Source organism: Acinetobacter lwoffii (genome assembly GCF_015602705.1).
GTDB classification, from domain to species: domain Bacteria; phylum Pseudomonadota; class Gammaproteobacteria; order Pseudomonadales; family Moraxellaceae; genus Acinetobacter; species Acinetobacter lwoffii_E.
The window spans coordinates 2,787,475-2,805,996 of the sequence record NZ_CP059081.1; the positions used below are offsets into that span (position 1 = coordinate 2,787,475).

18 protein-coding genes and 2 tRNA genes are annotated in these 18,522 nt (G+C 44.4%); 8 read left to right on the forward strand and 12 right to left on the reverse strand.

Features of this window, described 5'->3' with window-relative positions; genetic code table 11:
* The first annotated feature begins 207 nt into the window (after positions 1-207).
* Complete coding sequence (gene hisA, locus H0S56_RS13290) at positions 208-942, forward strand: 1-(5-phosphoribosyl)-5-[(5-phosphoribosylamino)methylideneamino]imidazole-4-carboxamide isomerase (protein ID WP_005095189.1); 735 nt, start codon at positions 208-210, stop codon at positions 940-942.
* A gap of 66 nt (positions 943-1,008) precedes the next feature.
* Positions 1,009-1,938, forward strand: a complete 930-nt coding sequence (locus H0S56_RS13295; RefSeq protein WP_195725267.1) for a DMT family transporter — start codon at positions 1,009-1,011, stop codon at positions 1,936-1,938.
* 58 nt (positions 1,939-1,996) lie between these two features.
* Here H0S56_RS13295 and H0S56_RS13300 read toward each other — a convergent pair whose 3' ends face one another.
* Genes H0S56_RS13300 through H0S56_RS13310 form a run of 3 tightly spaced genes read right to left on the reverse strand, consistent with a single transcriptional unit; the run spans position 1,997 to position 4,015 of the window.
* The gene (locus H0S56_RS13300) at positions 1,997-2,392 is read right to left on the reverse strand and encodes a DUF4870 family protein (RefSeq protein ID WP_005105397.1); all 396 of its coding nucleotides are present in this window, start codon (positions 2,390-2,392) and stop codon (positions 1,997-1,999) included.
* 20 nt (positions 2,393-2,412) lie between these two features.
* Complete coding sequence (locus tag H0S56_RS13305) at positions 2,413-3,039, reverse strand: DUF1294 domain-containing protein (protein ID WP_195725268.1); 627 nt, start codon at positions 3,037-3,039, stop codon at positions 2,413-2,415.
* 28 nt (positions 3,040-3,067) lie between these two features.
* The gene (locus tag H0S56_RS13310; RefSeq protein WP_195725269.1) at positions 3,068-4,015 is read right to left on the reverse strand and encodes a homoserine kinase; all 948 of its coding nucleotides are present in this window, start codon (positions 4,013-4,015) and stop codon (positions 3,068-3,070) included.
* A gap of 113 nt (positions 4,016-4,128) precedes the next feature.
* On the opposite strand from H0S56_RS13310, the gene hisF reads away from it, so the two are divergent.
* The gene (gene hisF / locus H0S56_RS13315) at positions 4,129-4,887 is read left to right on the forward strand and encodes an imidazole glycerol phosphate synthase subunit HisF (RefSeq protein ID WP_195725270.1); all 759 of its coding nucleotides are present in this window, start codon (positions 4,129-4,131) and stop codon (positions 4,885-4,887) included.
* A gap of 286 nt (positions 4,888-5,173) precedes the next feature.
* Here hisF and H0S56_RS13320 read toward each other — a convergent pair whose 3' ends face one another.
* A complete protein-coding gene (locus H0S56_RS13320) occupies positions 5,174-5,830 on the reverse strand; it encodes a sterol desaturase family protein (protein ID WP_195725271.1) in 657 nt (218 codons plus the stop codon).
* Positions 5,831-5,938: 108 nt separating this feature from the next.
* Here H0S56_RS13320 and H0S56_RS13325 point away from each other — a divergent pair, with 108 nt between their 5' ends.
* Positions 5,939-6,949: an AraC family transcriptional regulator gene (locus tag H0S56_RS13325; protein WP_195725272.1), complete on the forward strand. Its 1,011-nt coding sequence runs from the start codon at positions 5,939-5,941 to the stop codon at positions 6,947-6,949.
* Between the two features lie 276 nt (positions 6,950-7,225).
* Here H0S56_RS13325 and H0S56_RS13330 read toward each other — a convergent pair whose 3' ends face one another.
* Together H0S56_RS13330 and H0S56_RS13335 are read right to left on the reverse strand one after the other, a co-directional pair.
* Positions 7,226-7,471: a hypothetical protein gene (locus tag H0S56_RS13330; protein ID WP_005105385.1), complete on the reverse strand. Its 246-nt coding sequence runs from the start codon at positions 7,469-7,471 to the stop codon at positions 7,226-7,228.
* Positions 7,472-7,549: 78 nt separating this feature from the next.
* A complete protein-coding gene (locus H0S56_RS13335) occupies positions 7,550-8,632 on the reverse strand; it encodes a DNA/RNA non-specific endonuclease (protein ID WP_180039138.1) in 1,083 nt (360 codons plus the stop codon).
* A 264-nt stretch (positions 8,633-8,896) separates the two neighbouring features.
* On the opposite strand from H0S56_RS13335, the gene H0S56_RS13340 reads away from it, so the two are divergent.
* Positions 8,897-9,547 (forward strand): hypothetical protein, encoded by a 651-nt coding sequence (locus tag H0S56_RS13340; RefSeq protein WP_195725273.1) that lies wholly within the window; start codon positions 8,897-8,899, stop codon positions 9,545-9,547.
* An 80-nt stretch (positions 9,548-9,627) separates the two neighbouring features.
* Here the strand turns inward: H0S56_RS13340 and H0S56_RS13345 are convergent, their stop codons facing one another.
* A complete protein-coding gene (locus H0S56_RS13345) occupies positions 9,628-11,508 on the reverse strand; it encodes a potassium transporter Kup (RefSeq protein ID WP_195725274.1) in 1,881 nt (626 codons plus the stop codon).
* Positions 11,509-11,629: 121 nt separating this feature from the next.
* Here H0S56_RS13345 and H0S56_RS13350 point away from each other — a divergent pair.
* The 3 genes from H0S56_RS13350 to H0S56_RS13360 all read left to right on the forward strand — a co-directional run bounded on the left by H0S56_RS13350 (position 11,630) and on the right by H0S56_RS13360 (position 12,688).
* A tRNA-Ser gene (locus H0S56_RS13350) sits at positions 11,630-11,720 on the forward strand.
* Positions 11,721-12,180: 460 nt separating this feature from the next.
* Positions 12,181-12,408: a hypothetical protein gene (locus H0S56_RS13355; protein ID WP_195725275.1), complete on the forward strand. Its 228-nt coding sequence runs from the start codon at positions 12,181-12,183 to the stop codon at positions 12,406-12,408.
* A gap of 204 nt (positions 12,409-12,612) precedes the next feature.
* Positions 12,613-12,688 (forward strand) — tRNA-Thr (locus H0S56_RS13360).
* Between the two features lie 76 nt (positions 12,689-12,764).
* On the opposite strand, the gene H0S56_RS13365 is transcribed toward H0S56_RS13360, so the two are convergent.
* The 5 genes from H0S56_RS13365 to H0S56_RS13385 form a co-directional block, all read right to left on the reverse strand.
* Positions 12,765-13,613: an SAM-dependent methyltransferase gene (locus H0S56_RS13365; protein WP_195725276.1), complete on the reverse strand. Its 849-nt coding sequence runs from the start codon at positions 13,611-13,613 to the stop codon at positions 12,765-12,767.
* Between the two features lie 3 nt (positions 13,614-13,616).
* On the reverse strand, positions 13,617-14,924 hold the full coding sequence (locus H0S56_RS13370; protein ID WP_195725277.1) for an FAD-dependent oxidoreductase: 1,308 nt from the start codon (positions 14,922-14,924) through the stop codon (positions 13,617-13,619).
* Positions 14,925-15,546: 622 nt separating this feature from the next.
* The gene (ahpC, locus tag H0S56_RS13375; protein WP_005105379.1) at positions 15,547-16,110 is read right to left on the reverse strand and encodes an alkyl hydroperoxide reductase subunit C; all 564 of its coding nucleotides are present in this window, start codon (positions 16,108-16,110) and stop codon (positions 15,547-15,549) included.
* Positions 16,111-16,421: 311 nt separating this feature from the next.
* Positions 16,422-17,009 carry a single-stranded DNA-binding protein gene (gene ssb / locus H0S56_RS13380; protein WP_005245776.1) on the reverse strand — a complete coding sequence of 196 codons (588 nt, stop codon included), beginning with the start codon at positions 17,007-17,009 and terminating at the stop codon, positions 16,422-16,424.
* A gap of 51 nt (positions 17,010-17,060) precedes the next feature.
* Complete coding sequence (locus H0S56_RS13385; RefSeq protein WP_035340698.1) at positions 17,061-18,425, reverse strand: MFS transporter; 1,365 nt, start codon at positions 18,423-18,425, stop codon at positions 17,061-17,063.
* Positions 18,426-18,522: the final 97 nt, after the last annotated feature.

Sequence of the window (18,522 nt, forward strand, 5' to 3'; positions counted from 1 at the left end):
ACCAGCTCAGTACACGACCCGTTGTGGAAAATCTGATCTCCATTCAAGAGACGGATCATTAAAACCATTAAAATAAATGACCTCACTGCTACCTATCTATGGACAGGTTTTCTTTATTCATACCGTTTAAGAGTTAGAAATTTCGACTTTATTTGCTAAGATGAATACACTCAAATTCATTCTAAAGATTAAGCAAGGAGCGAAAGCATGCTGATCATCCCTGCAATTGACCTGAAAGATGGCAAATGTGTCCGTTTAAAGCAAGGTCGTATGGAAGACGATACCGTATTTTCAGACGATCCGGTCGCAACAGCACAGCATTGGGTAAATGAAGGCGCTCGCCGCTTACATTTAGTAGATTTAAACGGTGCTTTCGCAGGTACACCAATCCATAAGCCAGTGGTTGAAGCCATTGTCCGATCTCAACCTGATTTGCCGATCCAGATTGGTGGTGGTATCCGTTCTCTGGAAACCATCGAGCATTATCTGCAAGCCGGTGTTTCTTTTGTGATTATTGGCACCAAAGCAGTTCAGGATCCTGAATTTGTTGAAGAAGCATGTCAAAAATTTGCTGGCCACATTATTGTGGGTATTGATGCCATGAATGGTATGGTGGCAACAGATGGCTGGGCCAATGTGACTGATGTCAAGGCTACTGACCTGGCGAAACGTTTTGCCGATGCTGGTGTGTCGAGCATTGTCTATACGGACATCGCGCGTGATGGCATGATGCAGGGTGTGAATATTGAGCAAACCGTGAATCTGGCGCAATACTCAGGTTTGCCTGTGATTGCATCTGGTGGTGTGACCAATCTGGATGACGTGCGTAACCTGAAAGACCAACCGGGTATTTTAGGTGCAATTACCGGCCGTGCGATTTACGAAGGTACATTAAGCTTGCGTGAAGCACAGTTATTGCTAGATGAGCAACAGGCGCTATAATTAAGTCTGCTGTAAAAGAGGTCTTCGGACCTCTTTTTTATTTTTTTAATTTTCTGATCTCCTGGCATGTCTACACTTATTTCCAAAAATCACTCCGGCTGGATGGTAAAAGCACCGCAACTCGCCCTGATCCTGATCACCATTATCTGGGGCGGCAGTTTTATTACTGTGCAATACGGGCTAAATTTTAGCAGTCCGATTATGTTTGTCGGCCTGCGCTTTGCTGCGGCAGCGCTTGCTGTCACCCTAATTTCACTGAAGTCGCTAAAAGGCATGAACCTGAAAGAAGTGTTCGCTGGCGCGGTGATTGGCATCATGATCGCCATTGGCTACGGCACTCAAACTGTGGGCTTGCAGACCATCAGCAGCAGCGAATCGGCTTTTTTAACCGCCTTGTATGTTCCACTGGTTCCAATCCTGCTCTGGTTAATGTTCCGTAAAAAACCGCATGTCATGACCTGGATCGGAGCACTGTTTGCCTTTATCGGTCTGGTGTTTTTGACAGGAAATGGCTTTGCTGCGATTCAGCTCAGTTTCGGGCAAACCCTGACTTTGCTCGGTTCGATTGCGATTGCACTGGAGATTATTTTTATCAGCCATTTTGCCGAGCAGGTGAATGTACGCCGGGTCACCGTGCTGCAACTGATTTTTGCGTCCCTATTCTGCTTTATGATCGCACCTGTTTTAGGTGAATCTCAGCTACCTGAATTCCACTGGCATCTGGCAGGGATTTTAGTCGGTTTGGGCATTGCCAGTGCCTTGATTCAACTGGTGATGAACTGGGCGCAGCGCATGGTCGATCCATCACAGGCAGCAATTATCTATGCCGGCGAACCGGTATGGGCAGCCCTGTTTGGCCGTCTGGCCGGAGAACGTTTACCGTCACTGGCTTTATTAGGCGGATTGCTGGTGGTACTGGGCGTGATTGCCAGTGAATGGAAACCGAAGTTTTTAAGAAAACAACCAACAGAAGAGTTAAAGCAAGATCTTTCTTAATTCCGCTAAATCCCCCTGAAAAAGAGGGATTTTTTTCTCTAAAGAAATACGGCTAAAATTATTTGCTATACATCGGTCTATTGTCATTTAAGCGCATGATGCCGCGAATCGCCCGATACACAATCCAGATCCAGGCCAAAACCACCACCACTAAACAGAAAGCGGATGCACCAAATGCGACCCCTGCAAACAGGTCAGGATCTTCGCCGGTAAAGAACAAAAAGAAAAATGGAATAAAGGCGACGATATTCCAGAACAGATACCACCAGAAACTGCGGATCTGCCAGGTAAAATGGCTTTCAAAGATGGAACCGCGCACATCGCGCCGTTTCACATAGTTAATGATCAACGCCACGACAGCCAGCAGGCCAGCACTAAAAATGGCCACAATATATAAAATGTACAGTGCAAAAGTCAGTGTGCGGTTTGAGTCTTTATCAATGGAATAGTTCACGTCCCCTCCTAGTACTTCCCCTAGATATTTAAACTATTCAACGGGGAAATCAGCCATATAATCAAAATGATGTTAAAGGCTATGGTACAAAAATATATCTGCCGGAAAGGTTGTTTTTGTGTTTTATGCCGTAATTTCTGCTGTGCCAGCCAAGCTGCCGGCCAGCCGCCCAAGAAGGCCACCAGATGCAGGGTATTTTCCGGAATACGGCGATTACCCAGCTGTGCCGCTTCCTTATCTTGGGCATAAAGCCAGTAACTGAGCGCATTCATCAGACTGACCAGCAACAACACTAATCCACTGAGTAAACCGCCCAAGGTTAAAGCCACCAGAAAAAGAATATAGAGCACACAGGCAATTTGCATCGGCTGTAATTTCTGTGCCTGTTGTGGCTTGGACGGTTTGAGTTTTGCTTGCAGACTTTTGGCCTGAGAGGCTTTCAGGTACATGACCTGCTGGGCACGATAACGTCCGCGTTCATCCAGAATCACCAGATAATCCAGCGCACAGCCCACGATTGGACGTGGGCCAGGTTTGACAAAATCCTTGATATGCAGAAATACGCGATCTTTGGCCAGATCATTGGGCTGGATAAAACCATAACCTTTGTCATCAAACCATTCCACCAAACGCCCCTGATCGCGCATATCCCCTGTCCCTTTTTGATTTGATTGTTTAAGCAGTGACGAACTTTAAACGTTCAATCAGCATATTGCGCATTTCATCCGGATTTTTTTGCAAAATATCATCGCCCGTCCGTCCACGTGCTGCATTACGCTGCGCCACCTGTAAACGCATCATCCAGAAACGGCCTGCCGCCATCGCCAGATACAATTCCAGACAGGCGCGTTCATCACCAGTTAAAGGACGAACCGTTTCATAGGCATTTAAAAAGGCAATTGCTTTTTCTTCGTTTAAGACCACATCAGGATATTCAGTACAGAAGTCATTTAAAGTAATAGCAATATCAAACAACCATTCATCTTTATTCAGCTCATAAAAATCCAGAATGCCATTCAGCTGATCGCCGTCAAACAAGGTATTGTCACGGAACAGATCGGAATGAATAAAACCGCGTGGACGATCTGGATATACCGCTGTCAACGCCTCATATAAACCTAATAATTTACCGAGCAAGACTTTATCTGCCGGACTTAAACTTGGTTTAATCTCTTGAGAAACGGCCAGCCAATAGGCATGATCACGCACAAAATTACGTTCTAATTTAAAGTCTTTGAGTGCCACATGCATTTTCGCCTGAGCCACTGCAATCGCTTCAACCTGCGCGATGGTAGAGGGCATCGGATGTTCACCCATCAGGCGCGGTGCGATCTGTGCCGGTTTATCTTTAATGCTGTGAATCGCTTTGCCTGAATGCGACAAAGGCACAGGAACGGCCAATCCGGCCCAGCCCAGATGTTCTAAAACAGGAACCAGTTCACCTGCCGCCTGCTCATCCATATCTTCAAAAACCGTCAGCACATATTGCTGGTCTTCGCAGACTAAAAAGTAGTTGGTATTTTGAATACCGCCTTGAATGGGAATCAGATCAATCGCCTTTAAACCATAAGGCGCTGCAAAATCCTGAACTTCCTTTAAAGTCAAAGTGGTATAAACCGACATAGAAAACCTGCGAAAAAACTTACATAATTTTGCTAGAATACCGTTTCCATCTGCCAAGGTGTAGCGCTTGCGTGGGTGAGTTTCATAATCGGCTGTAATAATTGGAAAAATTTATGCTAGCTAAACGTATTATTCCTTGTCTGGACGTGGATAACGGCCGTGTGGTCAAGGGTGTCCAGTTCCTTGATATTCGTGATGCGGGTGACCCGGTCGAAGTGGCACGCCGTTATAATGAACAAGGTGCCGATGAAATTACTTTCCTTGATATTACCGCTACACATCATGGACGCGATACCACTTACCGTACTGTAGAGCGTATGGCTGAATCGGTTTTTGTACCCCTGACGGTTGGTGGCGGTGTGCGTAAAGTCGAAGATATCCGTTTGCTGCTCAATGCTGGTGCAGATAAAGTCAGCATCAACTCGGCAGCAGTATTTAATCCGGAATTTGTCCAGGAAGCATCACAACGTTTTGGCGCACAATGTATCGTGGTCGCCATTGATGCCAAAAAAACCGGCGAAGATAAATGGGAAATTTTCACCCACGGCGGCCGTAAAGAAACCGGGATTGATGCGCTTGAATGGGCGGTGAAAATGGCTGACTTCGGCGCAGGTGAATTGCTGATTACTTCGATGGATGCCGATGGCACCAAAGCCGGTTATGACATTGCCCTGATGCGTGCTATCAATGATCGCGTCACGGTACCGACGATTGCCTCTGGTGGTGTAGGTAATTTACAGCATTTGGCGGACGGCATTATTCATGGTGGTGCCGATGCGGTACTGGCAGCTTCAATTTTCCATTTTGGCCAGTACACCATTCAGGAAGCCAAAGCCTATATGGCAGCCCAAGGCATTGAAATGCGCCTTTAAGCCATTTTAGATGATGATTTGATTAAAGAGTGTTTTTATAAACACTCTTTTTTTATGTCTGGATTAAAACAACACAGCAAATACGGGACAAAAAAAAGGAGTCTTTCGACTCCTTATAAAACCAAGATAAGACTACAGCACTTGGTATTCAAAATAACTCATTACACCCAGAAACATTATCAGTATGAGGCTTTACTCACCGACAGGAGCAAATATAAGTGAAATCTACAGGACAATATTGACAATACAATCGTATTTTATTGACAAATCACGACAAAGCCCTGTTTTACTCCATAACCTGCGTATTTAACTGCTTCATTACCATATTTTTTGCAGTATTTTCCGTCATTTTAGAGGAAGTGTCGGCCGATTTAACCGGAAAATATTGTTCTGCCCAGCGGTTGAGTTTTTTCGAGATCGGTGCAGGCAAGCTCAGACCTAAAGGATTCTGTTCTTGCAAATCTGCCGAGGAAATCACCCGGGTACCGAGCAGATAATCAAACCAGGGCTTGGTGACGCACCAGTTGGCATCCTGATTACTATTCATATGATGATCATAATGCCAGGGCAATTTCTTTTTGGCCCATTCCGGTTCCAGATGAGCCCGGCGATGTAAATAATAATAGTTGCCTGCACTATATAGGGCGGCCAGTGACATGCCTTTGGAGAAGGGATAAAAACTGAGTCCAAATACGGTTGCGACGACTGCCAGTGAAGCAATTTCATTGCGGGTACGCCAGTTGTCCAGTCCTTCTACATAGCCGAAATCAGAAAATTCCGTTTTTCGTACAATCCGGTGATGTTCCCAATGCGAACACATGCTTTCTGGAACCGGACTATAGCGGCTCTGTCCTTGGCGGTGAATTCCATGTAACACATATTTATGCGCAAACCATTCAAATCCATTTGCGACGACAAGTCCTGCCAGAAAACCTTTCCACATAATCTTTTACCTCTTGGTCTATTTTTAATATAGGCTAAATAAAAGACTAGATATTGACCAAAATATTCAATATGATTGACAAAATACGACAAAATAAAAGAATTAAAAATGCTGGTTCTAAAAAACTACGTAGGTTCAGTATACGGTGGTTTAGGACATTTACTTTTGGACTATTATCAGTTGAAACAGCTTGAAGTCCCTGAGAAATTATTGGCCATTCAAAATCTGGAACGCTTTGATTTCGCCTTGTGGCGTGATCTATTAACGACACTTGATCAACAGCTGCAACGACCGGCTTTAGGCTTGGAAATCGCCCAACTGGTTGAAGCTAAACACCTCGGTATTATTGGCTATCTGGCACTCTCAAGTGAGACCTTGGGTGAAGCCTTTATGCGCTATCATGATTATCATCGTCTGATTTATGATGGCGGCCCACTTCAGCTGCAATGGCAAGGCGATTATCTGTCGATTGGCTGGGTTGAAGTTCCCTTTCATCTGAATACCCAACTGACCGATGAAATCGCGATTGCGCTAATGACGGAATTCGTAAAAGCCAATGTTCAGAACCCGCACGGGGTTCAGTTATATGAAGTTCATTTCCAGCATGTAATGCCTAAAAATATTGCACTCTATGAGCAGTATTTCGGATGTAAAGTCCGCTTTTCTCAAGCCAGAAATCAGGTATTGATGCATGTCAGTGAACTGTCCAGACCACTGAAACAGGGCGACCAGACCTTGCAAAAACTGCTGATGCAACAGGCCAAAGCATTATTAGAAAAATTCCCGTACTTCACTCTGGTAGATCAGCAGCTGCAACAGGCGATTCTAATTGGCCTGCAAAAAAACCTGTTCCAGATCAAACATATTGCAGAGCAGATGAATTTTTCCGTGCGTCAGTTACAACGCCATTTACAAAAACAGGGCAAAACTTATCAGCAATGTATGCAGGAAATCCGCTGCATGATGGCCATGCAATATCTGAAAGATCCGCACTTGAGCTTGCAGGAAACCGCCATGTTACTCGGTTATTCTGAACAGAGTGCTTTTCAGCGCGCCTTTAAGCAATGGACTCAACTGACGCCGCAGCAGTGGCGCCAACAGAATATGTCAGCCGCTTAAACCACTAACATGTTGGTTTAATATACGGGCTTCAAGCAGCGTTGATAATTTAAATCCCTTGTCCCTATGACCTAATAATAAATATAAAAATAAGGACTTAGAATATGGATAAATATCTTGCCGAATTGCTCGGCACATTCTGGCTGGTGTTTGGAGATATTGTGGGAGCAGAAAATTAGGCTTTTTAATAAAAACCCTCTAAAAAGCCAGGATTTCCAAATACCATTTTTCTGCATGTTTCACATGGAGCATGCAGATCATCGCGCTTAAAAATGCTTATAAAAATGGATTTTCAATTTCATCCAGATCATCACGCTGAATTTTTTCTGGCAAGTCCTGCGTGTTTTCCAGTTGTTGTACCACATCATTCAGAAAAGCCTGCAAGGCTTTGGCCACTTTCAGTCCCTGCTGATCCTTGGTGATTTGCAAGTTGCCATACAGGCTGACGCAGTCCAGATCATTTTCCAAAGTCAGATCATGAATGGCATGGGATTCGCTGCCATTTTCAAATGCTTTAAACATATCCTCTTCACCTGTCTTTGTTATTTTCAATGAACGTCTGATGTCGATGCTACCCGAATCCCGGTTTTTTCAGCAAGCTTATTTCAACAGCTGCAAAATATATTGCAACAAGGCATCAATCAGCTGTTTCACAATGGCATCTTGCGTTGCATTGTCTATCGCACCGCCAGTCGCAGAGGAGGCCGAACTGCTTGAACCGGAAGACTTAAACTCGCGTTGTAATGCCTGCAGGTTTTCTTCAGAAACATCTTCGGCACACTGGCTTTCTGCATCCCAATTAGAATATTCGATTTTCTGGTTGGCTTTTACTGCATTTCCAGTCAGTGGCAGCTTATAGGTATTGCGTTTCTGTTCTTCGGTGAGCTGCGGGAACAGATTAATTCCAAGCTGTTCTTCCAGATAGCAGACACTAACAATACGCACTTTGAGCGAATTGTCATTCGGTGCATAGTAAGCACCAATGGCACCGGTTTTCGGCATATAAACTGCCTTATAGACCGCAGTTGGCACAATCACGCCATTGCCAATGGTTTTCAGCTTCTTCCCGGCAAAGATCGGCCCGGTCACCACATAGACATCCTGTTTCTGCTTGGTCACAATGGCACGGGTGGCCTCTTCCAGCTCACGCCAGACTTGCTGATTATTCTTGGGCGCTTGCGGCACCATATTGGCCAATGAAAAACTGTCAGACTGCGCGGCCTTGTTAGGCATATCCGCATTCGGCGCCATATGACCGCGGTCATAACCTGAACCACGATAATCCGCCAATGTGGCACGATGCTTCGCACTGACCCGATCTTCTTCATGAAAATTATCTTCACGGGGAATTTTCTGGCTTAAGCGTGCTGGCGTTAAGGCTTCTGCAACCCAAAGTGGCGTTTTAGATACCCCGGAATAACCGACATTAAAGCCATTAAAACACAGCGAATAGCTGTCTTTTTTCAGGCTGTCTTTCATCAAATATGGCGGTACATCACGATAAAACTGGTTCAGACAGGCAGAATCACTGGAAGAGGATAGTGACACCCACTGACTGATTTTTTCCTGACCAAAAGCGATGGCGAAGCTGCTCGAAGCCACCACGCCCAGAATGACTTTAATACTATTATCATTTAAAAACTGAAAAAAAGAGTTCTTGGGTTTACGCTGCTTCTTGGCCATTCTTACACGTACTTTTTAGATCAATACAGATTTTGACCGAGCTTAACAAGCTGTATAAGTGAAGTATATCTTGGCTCTACTATTCGTTTACTAAATAAGCAATAAGTATCCAAAATCCCGGGCAGTTGTAACAAACTGTCTAATTTTATTTCTTTTTAAATGAGGTTTCTCGGTGTTTGCGTAGCTTTGTTTGGCCCAGTGGATTGAGTATGTAAAGCTAACGGCCTATCTCAATTCGTACAATTATTAGCAATGGTGTCAATCATGAATTCCAAACTCTCTAAAGCATTAGGTTTAGGATTATTCACAAGTGTGATTAGCGTAGCTGCATTTGCCGAGCCACCGGTTCAACCAGGTGAAACACTTGAAAGCTTGTCTAAAGCTAAAATTAGTACCAAGGTGAATGGTCAGGAAGCCTCTTTAGAAAGCTTGGTGAACTCTGGTCAAATCCGTCTGGTCGATCCGCGTGCAGCAGTACCGCAACCAACCATGCCAAACACACAAGCACCGATGCCCAATGATCCAACAATGACTCAGGCACCAAACTCAGGCACTGTTTCCCCTCAACCGCCTGTCACAGAACCAGGCATGAATGAATCAGAGGTGCCGGCCAATCTGGTTGAACCAGCCATGGAATCAGAAGTAGAAGCAAGCACGTCTATGACGATGCCTCAACAACCAGCACTGGAAGAACAACAAGCAGCTGTACCAGCAATGTCTGAAGAGCAACAGCAAGCAGCTATTGCTTCAGAACAACCGATGCCTGAAGCACAGCAACAAGCGGCTGTGACTGAAGCAGATGTGAGCAATGAACAAACTGAAATTGCAGCTCAATCTGATGCAGAGCCAGTACTGATGGAAGAACCTTTGAATGCTGCACCTGAAGTGCCGGCTGCGGTAGAACTCGAACAATAATCTGAAACTCATTTATTTATTGTTTCTCTCATAAAAAAACCAGAGTGTGCCTCTGGTTTTTTTTATGCTTTTTATTTTATTTACATCTGAATCTGGGTGCCCAGCTCGACCACACGGTTGGGTGGAATTTGATAGAAATCACTGACCGGACTGGTATTGCGCTGCATAGAAATAAACAGCTTTTCCCGCCACGGTGCCATGCCCTCACCCACAGTATGCATAATCCGTTCACGTGAAATAAAGAAACTGATCTGCATCAGGTCATATTCAAAATCCCATTGCTCATAGGCCTGTTGTAAAGCTTCCGGAATATTCGGCTGATCCTTAAAACCATAATAGATAAACACCCGGTAAAAATGCTCACTCAGTTTTCCCAGTTCAATCCGGTCCTGCCTGTCAACAAAAGGAATATCCCGGGTAATCACCGTCAACATGATATTGCGTTCATGCAAGACCTTATTGTGCTTAATATTATGCAACATGGCATGCGGAACAATATTTGGTGTACCGGTCAGGAAAATGGCATCGCCTGGCACAAACTTGGTGCCTTCCCCCATCGAAATACTTTTAATAAACAGATCAATCGGCAAGGCATCCTGTTCCAGCCGGTTCAGTACCAACGCACGCCCGTCTTTCCAGGTCATGAGAATCGTAAACAGTACCGCACCAATCAGAATTGGCACCCAGCCACCCGAAGCGATTTTCAAGGACGTTGAGGCCACAAAGACTAAATCCAGTGCCAGGAATGGTACAGCAAATAACGCTACTTTCCAGACCGGCCAACGCCAGAAGCCATAGGCCAGAATCGAGATCAAAATGGTGCCGCAGAGCATGGTCATGGTCACCGCAACGCCATAAGCACTGGCCAGATTGGCACTATTTTCAAACAGTAAAATCAGGATCAGCACCGAGATAAACAACATCCAGTTAATGAAAGGCAGATAAATCTGGCCACGCTCCAATGCAGAGGTATGCTTGACTGACAGGCGCGGCAAATAACGCAATTGAATGGCTTGATTGACCATAGAAAATACCCCAGTAATGACCGCCTGTGAGGCAATCACCGCCGCTGCAGTCGCCAGTCCAATCATCGGAAATAAGGCCCAGTCGGGCAGCAGCATATAGAAAGGATTCGCCAGTGCTTCAGGACTACGCAGTAACAAGGCGCCTTGCCCGGCATAATTCAGCAATAAACATGGCAAGACAATAATGAACCAGGCCAGACGAATCGGCAGACGGCCAAAATGCCCCATATCGGCATAAATCGCTTCACCCCCAGTCATGGTCAGAATCACCGCCCCCATGGTCAGAAAAGCCACATAGGGCTGATCGACCACAAAATGATAGGCCCAGTAGGGATTCACCATCCAGAGTACAAACGGGGTCTGGATGATGCTCCACAAACCAAAACCGCCAATCGACAAAAACCAGAGCATGGTTAAAGGTCCAAAAAACTTGCCCATCGTGGCTGTGCCGTGTCGCTGAACCATAAACAGCCCGGCCAAAATCCCGATGGATAAAGGCACCAGCCACTGATTGAAAATGGGCGTGGCAATACTCAGGCCTTCAATGGCTGATAGCACGGAGATTGCCGGGGTAATAATCCCGTCACCGAAAAATAGCGATGCGCCGACAAAACCCAAAGCGATCAGGAATATTTTCTTTTGATCAGAGATTCGTGTGGTACGCAGGTTTAATGCCAACAGTGACATGATCCCGCCTTCGCCGTTGTTATCGGCACGCATGATTACCATGACGTATTTAAAGCTGATGGTAAGCATCATGCACCAGAAAATCAGGGACAGGATGCCGAGTACAGAAGCTTCGCTAATGGCGAGATGTGCGGTAAGGAAGCATTGGCGCAGTGCATACAGCGGACTGGTACCAATATCTCCGAAAACGACCCCAAGCGCAGCCAGTGTAATCACCGGGAGAGCTGCCTTTTGTGCAGTGCTTTGCATATATTGTCTTCGTTTTTAACAAGCATTTTTGCGAATCATAGCACCGCATTAAAAGTTTTTCTGCAAATCAATTGTTTCAGCTTGGCACAGCTGGTTTTTTTCGCTATTATCCTCGGCCTATGGTGAGGTGTCCGAGTGGCTGAAGGAGCACGCCTGGAAAGTGTGTAAACGTTTATAGCGTTTCGAGGGTTCGAATCCCTCTCTCACCGCCAGAATTTAAAAACCCGAATCACATGATTCGGGTTTTTTTATATTTAATTTTATCCATCATCCCATCAGTAAAAAAAATTATCTGCTTAGATCTTAAAATATTATTATCTATCGCCTTAGGCAAAGGCATTGAATTAATACCAGTCCTCGTTCATAAAAATCTTTTGCAACACAACACTTACGCTCGATTCTATTTTTAAAAATCTTCATTTTTCATCAGCCAAAAAACTGATGAATTGTGCAGTTTCTGTACGCCATTCATTTCAGGTTTTTATTTATGTGTTCAAACAAAAAACAGGCACAGAAATAGCTTAATTTTATTGTCATCAAAGCTATGTTATGTTGCTTATAAATCAACTAAAAGGAGAATAAAAACCACAGGATAGAAAGAAATAACCAAGTGAACCGAGCCATTCAAATTTGAAGTTAAAAAATAGATACACTGCTATTCGGAGAGCGAACATGAATAACAGCGCAAACTATGCCAAACAGATTAAAAATGCAAAACGTGGCGGTTATACCCCAACTATTGCCAAGGACATCAATAAACATAAAATTCAAAAAGCCTTGAGACTCATCGAACAGTGGAGAAGCCTCGCTCAAGAACTCAAACCTCAAATGCATTTTGATATGGCCTTTACTTTAGAGGAATGTGCACAAGAATTAGATCGCATCCTGAAAAACAGATAAACCTTATAACCGACTCATATCCAGAACCAGTCCTGTGCTTTCACCCTCGCCCATATCTTCACATATGGGCGATTTCTTTGCGCATAGCCCAAAACAGAACTTTTCATCCATCGGGTCAAAATAAACAAATCCTGCCGAAACAGTTTAAACGGTTATTTTTTGGCTTGCGTGACCAAAAAAAATCTGTAAAATGCACTCCACCATGCCGGCATAGCTCAGTTGGTAGAGCAACTGACTTGTAATCAGTAGGTCCACAGTTCGAATCCGTGTGCCGGCACCATATCTTAGCCTCGCTTTTTAGTGAGGCTTTGATGTTTCTGGGTTTTGGTATTTTCAGCTGAGTCTTCTTGCACTTTCTAGTGCTTCGATTGTGCCGTCACTTGCACATATCTCACAATCCCTTCCTGATATAATTTTCGGCATAGTTTCGCTGTCATCTGAATTTTAAAATGATCCAGTTTTGAACCTTGAGCCTGATCATCTGATGCTTTTGAATTCAAAGTTTTTTGCACATAATCCGCAAAGCCTGAAAATACCGGCTCGGACAGATCCTGAATCTGGATATTTTTAAATTCAAAACGATCCAGACAGGCATATAATGCACCCACTGTCATTAAATCTTTTAAATTCACATCGGCAGATTTCAATAAAAACTGATATTTACGCCGTTGTAATGCATTTAAATTTTCCCAACGCTCGGACAAAACCAGATGATGAAAACCAATCCGTGCATTTGAATTTAAAACACTGCGGACCTGCTCCAAGAATAAAGGCACAGGACTGTGATAAGCCGCATCCAGGCACAACACCACATCAAAACGCTGGGAAAATGGCAATTCTTTTAAACGCAAAAATGACGCCTGATAAATGGCATTCAGTTCTGGTAAATATTGCTGAATATTAGCCACACAGGCAGCCTGCAGCTCAACCCCGGCCAGATATTGCACCTGATAATGTTGCTGCCAGTGCAGCAAGCTGGCGCCCTGACCGCAGCCCAAATCCAGCAGTTTATCTTTTGAATTTAAATTTACAGTTTGCGCAAGGTGATCGGCCAGCATACGACAGGCAGCCGCATAATCCTGCTGACCTGCTTGCCAATACCCTAAATTGCTCCAGGGCAATTGCGCGTGATCGCCCAACACAGCGGCATCAATTGCATACTTGTGCTGGGGAAGATGCTGACGCAGTGCCTGAAGCCATTGCATGGATTAATAACCCAGTTGCGGAGCCACCTCAACCACAGGTTTTAAACCCTGAAATGGTAAAGGCGCACCAAAGATTTCTGCAATCTTCATCGCTGAGGTCACTGCCGATTCCAGAATCGGCAAACCGTCACATGACCATGAACCGCAGAAGAAGACCTTACGGTTGGCATCCAGATGACGTTGCTGCAATTCCTTATTCAGTGCCACCGTATTAGCATCGACGACTGCACGTGTCAGCATTACCGATTTGATCACTTTCTTCGGATCAATGTCGGTTACCGGACGCCAGGTCTGAAACACGGCCGACTTGCCAACCAAAGAAGGTTCAATCGAGTTAAGCCACACGGTAAATTGCTGACGAGTAAATTTACGGTCCATCATATAGCTGAGTACGGCCCAGTCTTTACGTTTTGGCGGCATCACGCTGGCATCGGTATGAATCACCAGTTCGCCCTGTTCGAATTTGAATTTCTTCAATAATTCAATTTCACTGGCAAACTGTACCGGATCCAGAAATTGCTCAATTTTGGTGGTCGGGGTCGCGACAATCACCCGGTCAAACAGTTTTGAATAACCGGCCGCATTTTCAACTTTGACCTGATCGCCCTGCTCTTGTACCAGTATGATCGCTGAACCGTCTTCAATATGAATGCCTTCAATCAGCTTGTCGACAAGCGCCGGTGTACCGCCTTGCAAACGCAGTAAAGCATCACCATCGGTCAATTGACGCAGGAAAATTAACAACGGTTTAGCTGGCCATTCACCAATGGTTTTCGGATTGCAGGTACAGATGGTATATAGCACCGGCATCACCGCACCATGCCAGAATACTTCTTCAATCTCGTTGCGGTTGATAAATTCTGCCAGGCTGATGTCCTGATTTTTCGATTTAAAGAATTTGGTCAATGCAACTTTTAACTGCAACAGGCCTTTGACCAGACGCCAGCCATACTGCTGCAGGCCTTTACGGTTATTGATAATCGGGATATTGCCAATTCGGCTGCGCGATGTGGTCAGCCAGGTTTCAGTTTTATCTTCAAATAACCAGCTGCAGGCCATATAGGTCCGCACCGGATAAGTTTTAATGCCCAGATGCGTGGCCAGACTCAGGGTGTTTTTCCACAGATAGGGATTCATCACACGTAAAGGTGCGTCAATCAGGCCCCCTTCAAATTCAAGGCTATGACTGTCCATGCCGCGACCTGGAAGTGCTTCAAAAATCGTGATGTGATGCCCTGCGTCCTGGAGAATTCTGGCTGTAGCCAGTCCGGCCATGCCACTACCAATTACTGCGATATCCAAACTGATCATCCGTCATTGAAAAACTACAGAAATTATGTACCATGCGCCAATCAAACAGGTTATTAAAATCTTCCAGAATATATGTTTTTCGTAAAGGCCTTTTTGTTCAATTTCACCTGCTTTTTATTCATTTTTTTGCAGCAGTTAAAATTCCATCAAATATAGGATTTTATTTATATTTTTATTTAAAATATAAAAAAATTACTTTAAAAACAAATAATTTAATTAACCATTTTTATAATCCTTGGTTGACAAAAACTTTTAAAATACCTATGATTCGCAGCATAAGAAAACCATAAATTCATCCGGTTCCATTCAGATGCGTTTATGCGAAAATTGTTTAAAACGACAAGAAACTACAGCGCCTTATAAAATAAAAGCCTCTGCGAAAGCAGAGGCTTCTTTGTTTTCAGGCCTGGTTGATCATGCAGCATGGTATTGAGCTTACTTTATTGCCTCTCATAAGCCGCTTAAAAAGCATAGAGTGCAATTCCTCAATCCTCATGTTGTTCTCAAATAGAAATCAAATGGCATGATTTTTTTTGTCTAGAATTCATAAATCTCTAAACTAAAAAAATAAAAAATCCAGCAACTTATGCTGGATTTTTTGCTTCAAAGAACTAGGTTCGAATTAGATTTTACCCACCAGGTCGATTGACGGCGCTAGTGTAGCCTCGCCTTCTTTCCATTTTGCTGGACAAACTTCACCTGGGTGCGCATGTACATATTGTGCAGCTTTCACTTTACGAAGAAGCTCTTGGGCATCACGGCCAATACCACCCGCGTTGATTTCAATGATCTGGATTTTACCTTCTGGATCAATCACGAAAGTACCACGATCTGCCAGACCTTCAGCTTCAATCAATACTTCGAAGTTTTTAGACAAAGTCCAGGTTGGATCACCAATCAATGGATACTGGATTTTACCAATCACGTCAGAGGTATCATGCCAAGCTTTATGGGTGAAATGAGTATCGGTAGACACGCCATAGATTTCTACACCCATTTTCTGGAATTCAGCATACTGATCAGCAAGATCGCCTAATTCAGTTGGACAAACAAAGGTGAAATCTGCAGGATAGAAAAACACCACTGACCATTTTCCTTTCAGGTCTTGCTCAGAAACTTCGATGAACTGACCATTGTGGTAAGCAGTTGCATTGAATGATTTGATTTCAGTATTGATTAAACTCATGAGATATTTCCTCTGGCTTATTTCTGGGATTGCTTATCTTGTGAAGCTAGAATACGAAAAATTTCAAAATAGGTAAAACCGCAAGTTTTTATAAAAATGATCGCTTTTTTAGATCATTAATTTCTATTAGTATTGTTAATCTCATTTATTTTCTCGATGCAGAGTTTTGCTGATCAAAAGCAAGATAATGCTTTAACACTTATGATTCTTCTAATAAGTCGGGCTTTATGCAAACTCAATACCAATCTTCAAGACATAAAAAACCCACCGCATTCAGGTGGGTTTTAATGATGATTTACCGTTCTAATAGATCAGAATGGAAGGTCATCATCTAGATCTGCTGCAGGTGCTGCTGTTGGAGCAGGTGCAGATTTTGGCGCAAAACCACTCGGATTATTATTGCCATAACCGCCGCCCTGGTTGTTGCTAAAACCGCCTTGCTGTGGCGCTGAACCATAACCTGATTGAGGGTTATTGCCATAACCACCCTGGTTGTTGTTCGCCTGATTATTGTTATTAAAGCGTGGCTGGTTAAAGCTGCTCTCGCCCTGATCATTTTGAGGACGGCTAGAGTCTAACATCTGCATTTGTTCACCACGAATTTCCGTCGTATAGCGCTCCTGACCATTCTGGTCAGTCCACTGACGGGTACGTAATGAACCTTCAATATATACTTTTGAGCCTTTACGAAGATATTGCTGTGCAATTTCACCTAAACGGTTATGCAACACGATACGGTGCCATTCCGTTTGTTCTTTACGTTCACCGGTACTTTTATCTGTCCACGAATCGCTGGTTGCGATCGAGAATTGAGTGAGAGAGCCACCATTTGCAAAAGTTTTGGTTTCCGGATCTTTACCCAAAGTACCCACTAAAATAACTTTATTTACACCACGCATTTGCCGTTTACTTCCTATATATTTCTGTATTTTACTTTATAAGAGTTATGCTTAAATGGCTACCTCTTTACCTAACAAGTGCGTTAATTGTTGTCGCGAAGCATCATCAATCTGCTGTTTATCGACTTTTACATAGGCAACTTGCTGTTCAGACATCACCACGACCTCTTCAATACCACGAATCGCCAAAAGCTGAGAAGTCCATTCGTCAGTTTGTCTGCTTTCCGGCAATCGCAGTACCAGCGATGACAGATAGCGTGGCTGAGCCAGGCCAAAACTCATCAGCAGCCAGATGATCGCGATTCCTGTCAGGATACTCCAGCCCATCGAGGTATTGTTTAGCAGCAGCAATTGTCCGCCAATCATACCGCCAAAGAAAGCCCCTAAAAACTGGCTGCTGGCATTTACGCCCATTGCCGTCGCTTTGGACTGGATCGGTGCCGCTTTCGACAACCAAGACGGCAACAGGGCTTCCATCACATTAAAGGCAATGAAGAACAACCCTAAACCAATCAGCAAGACATATTTGGATTCAAAACCAAATGCCATCACCATTAAACCCAGAATAATACCGGTAATGGCCACCAGAAAAATCGCCCGCATTTTGTGGTATTTTTCTGCCAGGATAATACTCGGAAAAGCAAAAAACAGGCTCAGTACCAACAGCGGCAAATATACCCAGCCATGACTGGAAAGTGGCAGATCAGCAAATTCGATCAGCTGTGAAGGCACATAGATAAACATGGCGGTGAGCAATAAATGCAGGGTAAAGACCGACACATGCAGACGATTCAGATCCCCGATTTTGATTACCTGTTTCAACTGTGCCAGATAGCCCTGCTGAAAGTTTTTATGATGCCGCGTGACTTTCGGCACCATCAACAGCATGGCAATCGCCGCCAGGCCCATCACCGTGGTGACCCAGAACAACCCAGAGATGCCCACCAGACCCGTTAGCCAAGGCCCCAGACTAAAGGCCACCACAAAGGACAGGCCGATACTCATGCCCATCATTGCCATGGCTTTCATACGGTTTTCTTCACGGGTGACATCTGCCAGCAGTGCCATCACCACAGCCGATACCGCACCACCGCCAGCGATTGCACGGCCGATAATCACGCCATAAATGGTGTCCGACATGGCCGCAATCGCACCGCCCAGCGCAAATAATAGCAGCCCTAAAACCACCAGTGGCTTACGGCTGTAACGATCCGCAATCAGGCTGAATGGAATCTGTAACAGTGCCTGGGTCAGACCATAGACCCCGACCGCCAAACCGATCAGTGCAGGCGTCGCATATTGATATGCCTGCCCTGCCACAGAAAACACCGGGATAATCATAAACAACCCCAGCATGCGCAGTGCAAAAATACTGCTCAGGGCAAAGGTTGAACGACGTTCTAAAGCATTCATCATAAATTATGGCGATTGGGTTAATTAATCTGGAGCCCAGATTATAGGACATTCAGGTCATTAATAAGACATGAATTTTATTTGAAATAAAGATGATGCC

Excerpts from the sequence above, each read along its gene's own strand:
- H0S56_RS13345 (WP_195725274.1), bottom strand. The coding sequence starts at position 11,508 with ATGCAAAGCACTGCACAAAAGGCAGCTCTCCCGGTGATTACACTGGCT.
- H0S56_RS13320 (WP_195725271.1), bottom strand. The coding sequence starts at position 5,830 with ATGTGGAAAGGTTTTCTGGCAGGACTTGTCGTCGCAAATGGATTTGAA.
- H0S56_RS13355 (WP_195725275.1), top strand. The coding sequence starts at position 12,181 with ATGAATAACAGCGCAAACTATGCCAAACAGATTAAAAATGCAAAACGT.
- H0S56_RS13335 (WP_180039138.1), bottom strand. The coding sequence starts at position 8,632 with ATGGCCAAGAAGCAGCGTAAACCCAAGAACTCTTTTTTTCAGTTTTTA.
- H0S56_RS13385 (WP_035340698.1), bottom strand. The coding sequence starts at position 18,425 with ATGATGAATGCTTTAGAACGTCGTTCAACCTTTGCCCTGAGCAGTATT.
- H0S56_RS13365 (WP_195725276.1), bottom strand. The coding sequence starts at position 13,613 with ATGCAATGGCTTCAGGCACTGCGTCAGCATCTTCCCCAGCACAAGTAT.
- H0S56_RS13340 (WP_195725273.1), top strand. The coding sequence starts at position 8,897 with ATGAATTCCAAACTCTCTAAAGCATTAGGTTTAGGATTATTCACAAGT.
- H0S56_RS13325 (WP_195725272.1), top strand. The coding sequence starts at position 5,939 with ATGCTGGTTCTAAAAAACTACGTAGGTTCAGTATACGGTGGTTTAGGA.
- hisF (WP_195725270.1), top strand. The coding sequence starts at position 4,129 with ATGCTAGCTAAACGTATTATTCCTTGTCTGGACGTGGATAACGGCCGT.
- H0S56_RS13370 (WP_195725277.1), bottom strand. The coding sequence starts at position 14,924 with ATGATCAGTTTGGATATCGCAGTAATTGGTAGTGGCATGGCCGGACTG.
- H0S56_RS13330 (WP_005105385.1), bottom strand. The coding sequence starts at position 7,471 with ATGTTTAAAGCATTTGAAAATGGCAGCGAATCCCATGCCATTCATGAT.
- H0S56_RS13295 (WP_195725267.1), top strand. The coding sequence starts at position 1,009 with ATGTCTACACTTATTTCCAAAAATCACTCCGGCTGGATGGTAAAAGCA.
- ahpC (WP_005105379.1), bottom strand. The coding sequence starts at position 16,110 with ATGAGTTTAATCAATACTGAAATCAAATCATTCAATGCAACTGCTTAC.
- H0S56_RS13305 (WP_195725268.1), bottom strand. The coding sequence starts at position 3,039 with ATGCGCGATCAGGGGCGTTTGGTGGAATGGTTTGATGACAAAGGTTAT.
- H0S56_RS13310 (WP_195725269.1), bottom strand. The coding sequence starts at position 4,015 with ATGTCGGTTTATACCACTTTGACTTTAAAGGAAGTTCAGGATTTTGCA.
- hisA (WP_005095189.1), top strand. The coding sequence starts at position 208 with ATGCTGATCATCCCTGCAATTGACCTGAAAGATGGCAAATGTGTCCGT.
- ssb (WP_005245776.1), bottom strand. The coding sequence starts at position 17,009 with ATGCGTGGTGTAAATAAAGTTATTTTAGTGGGTACTTTGGGTAAAGAT.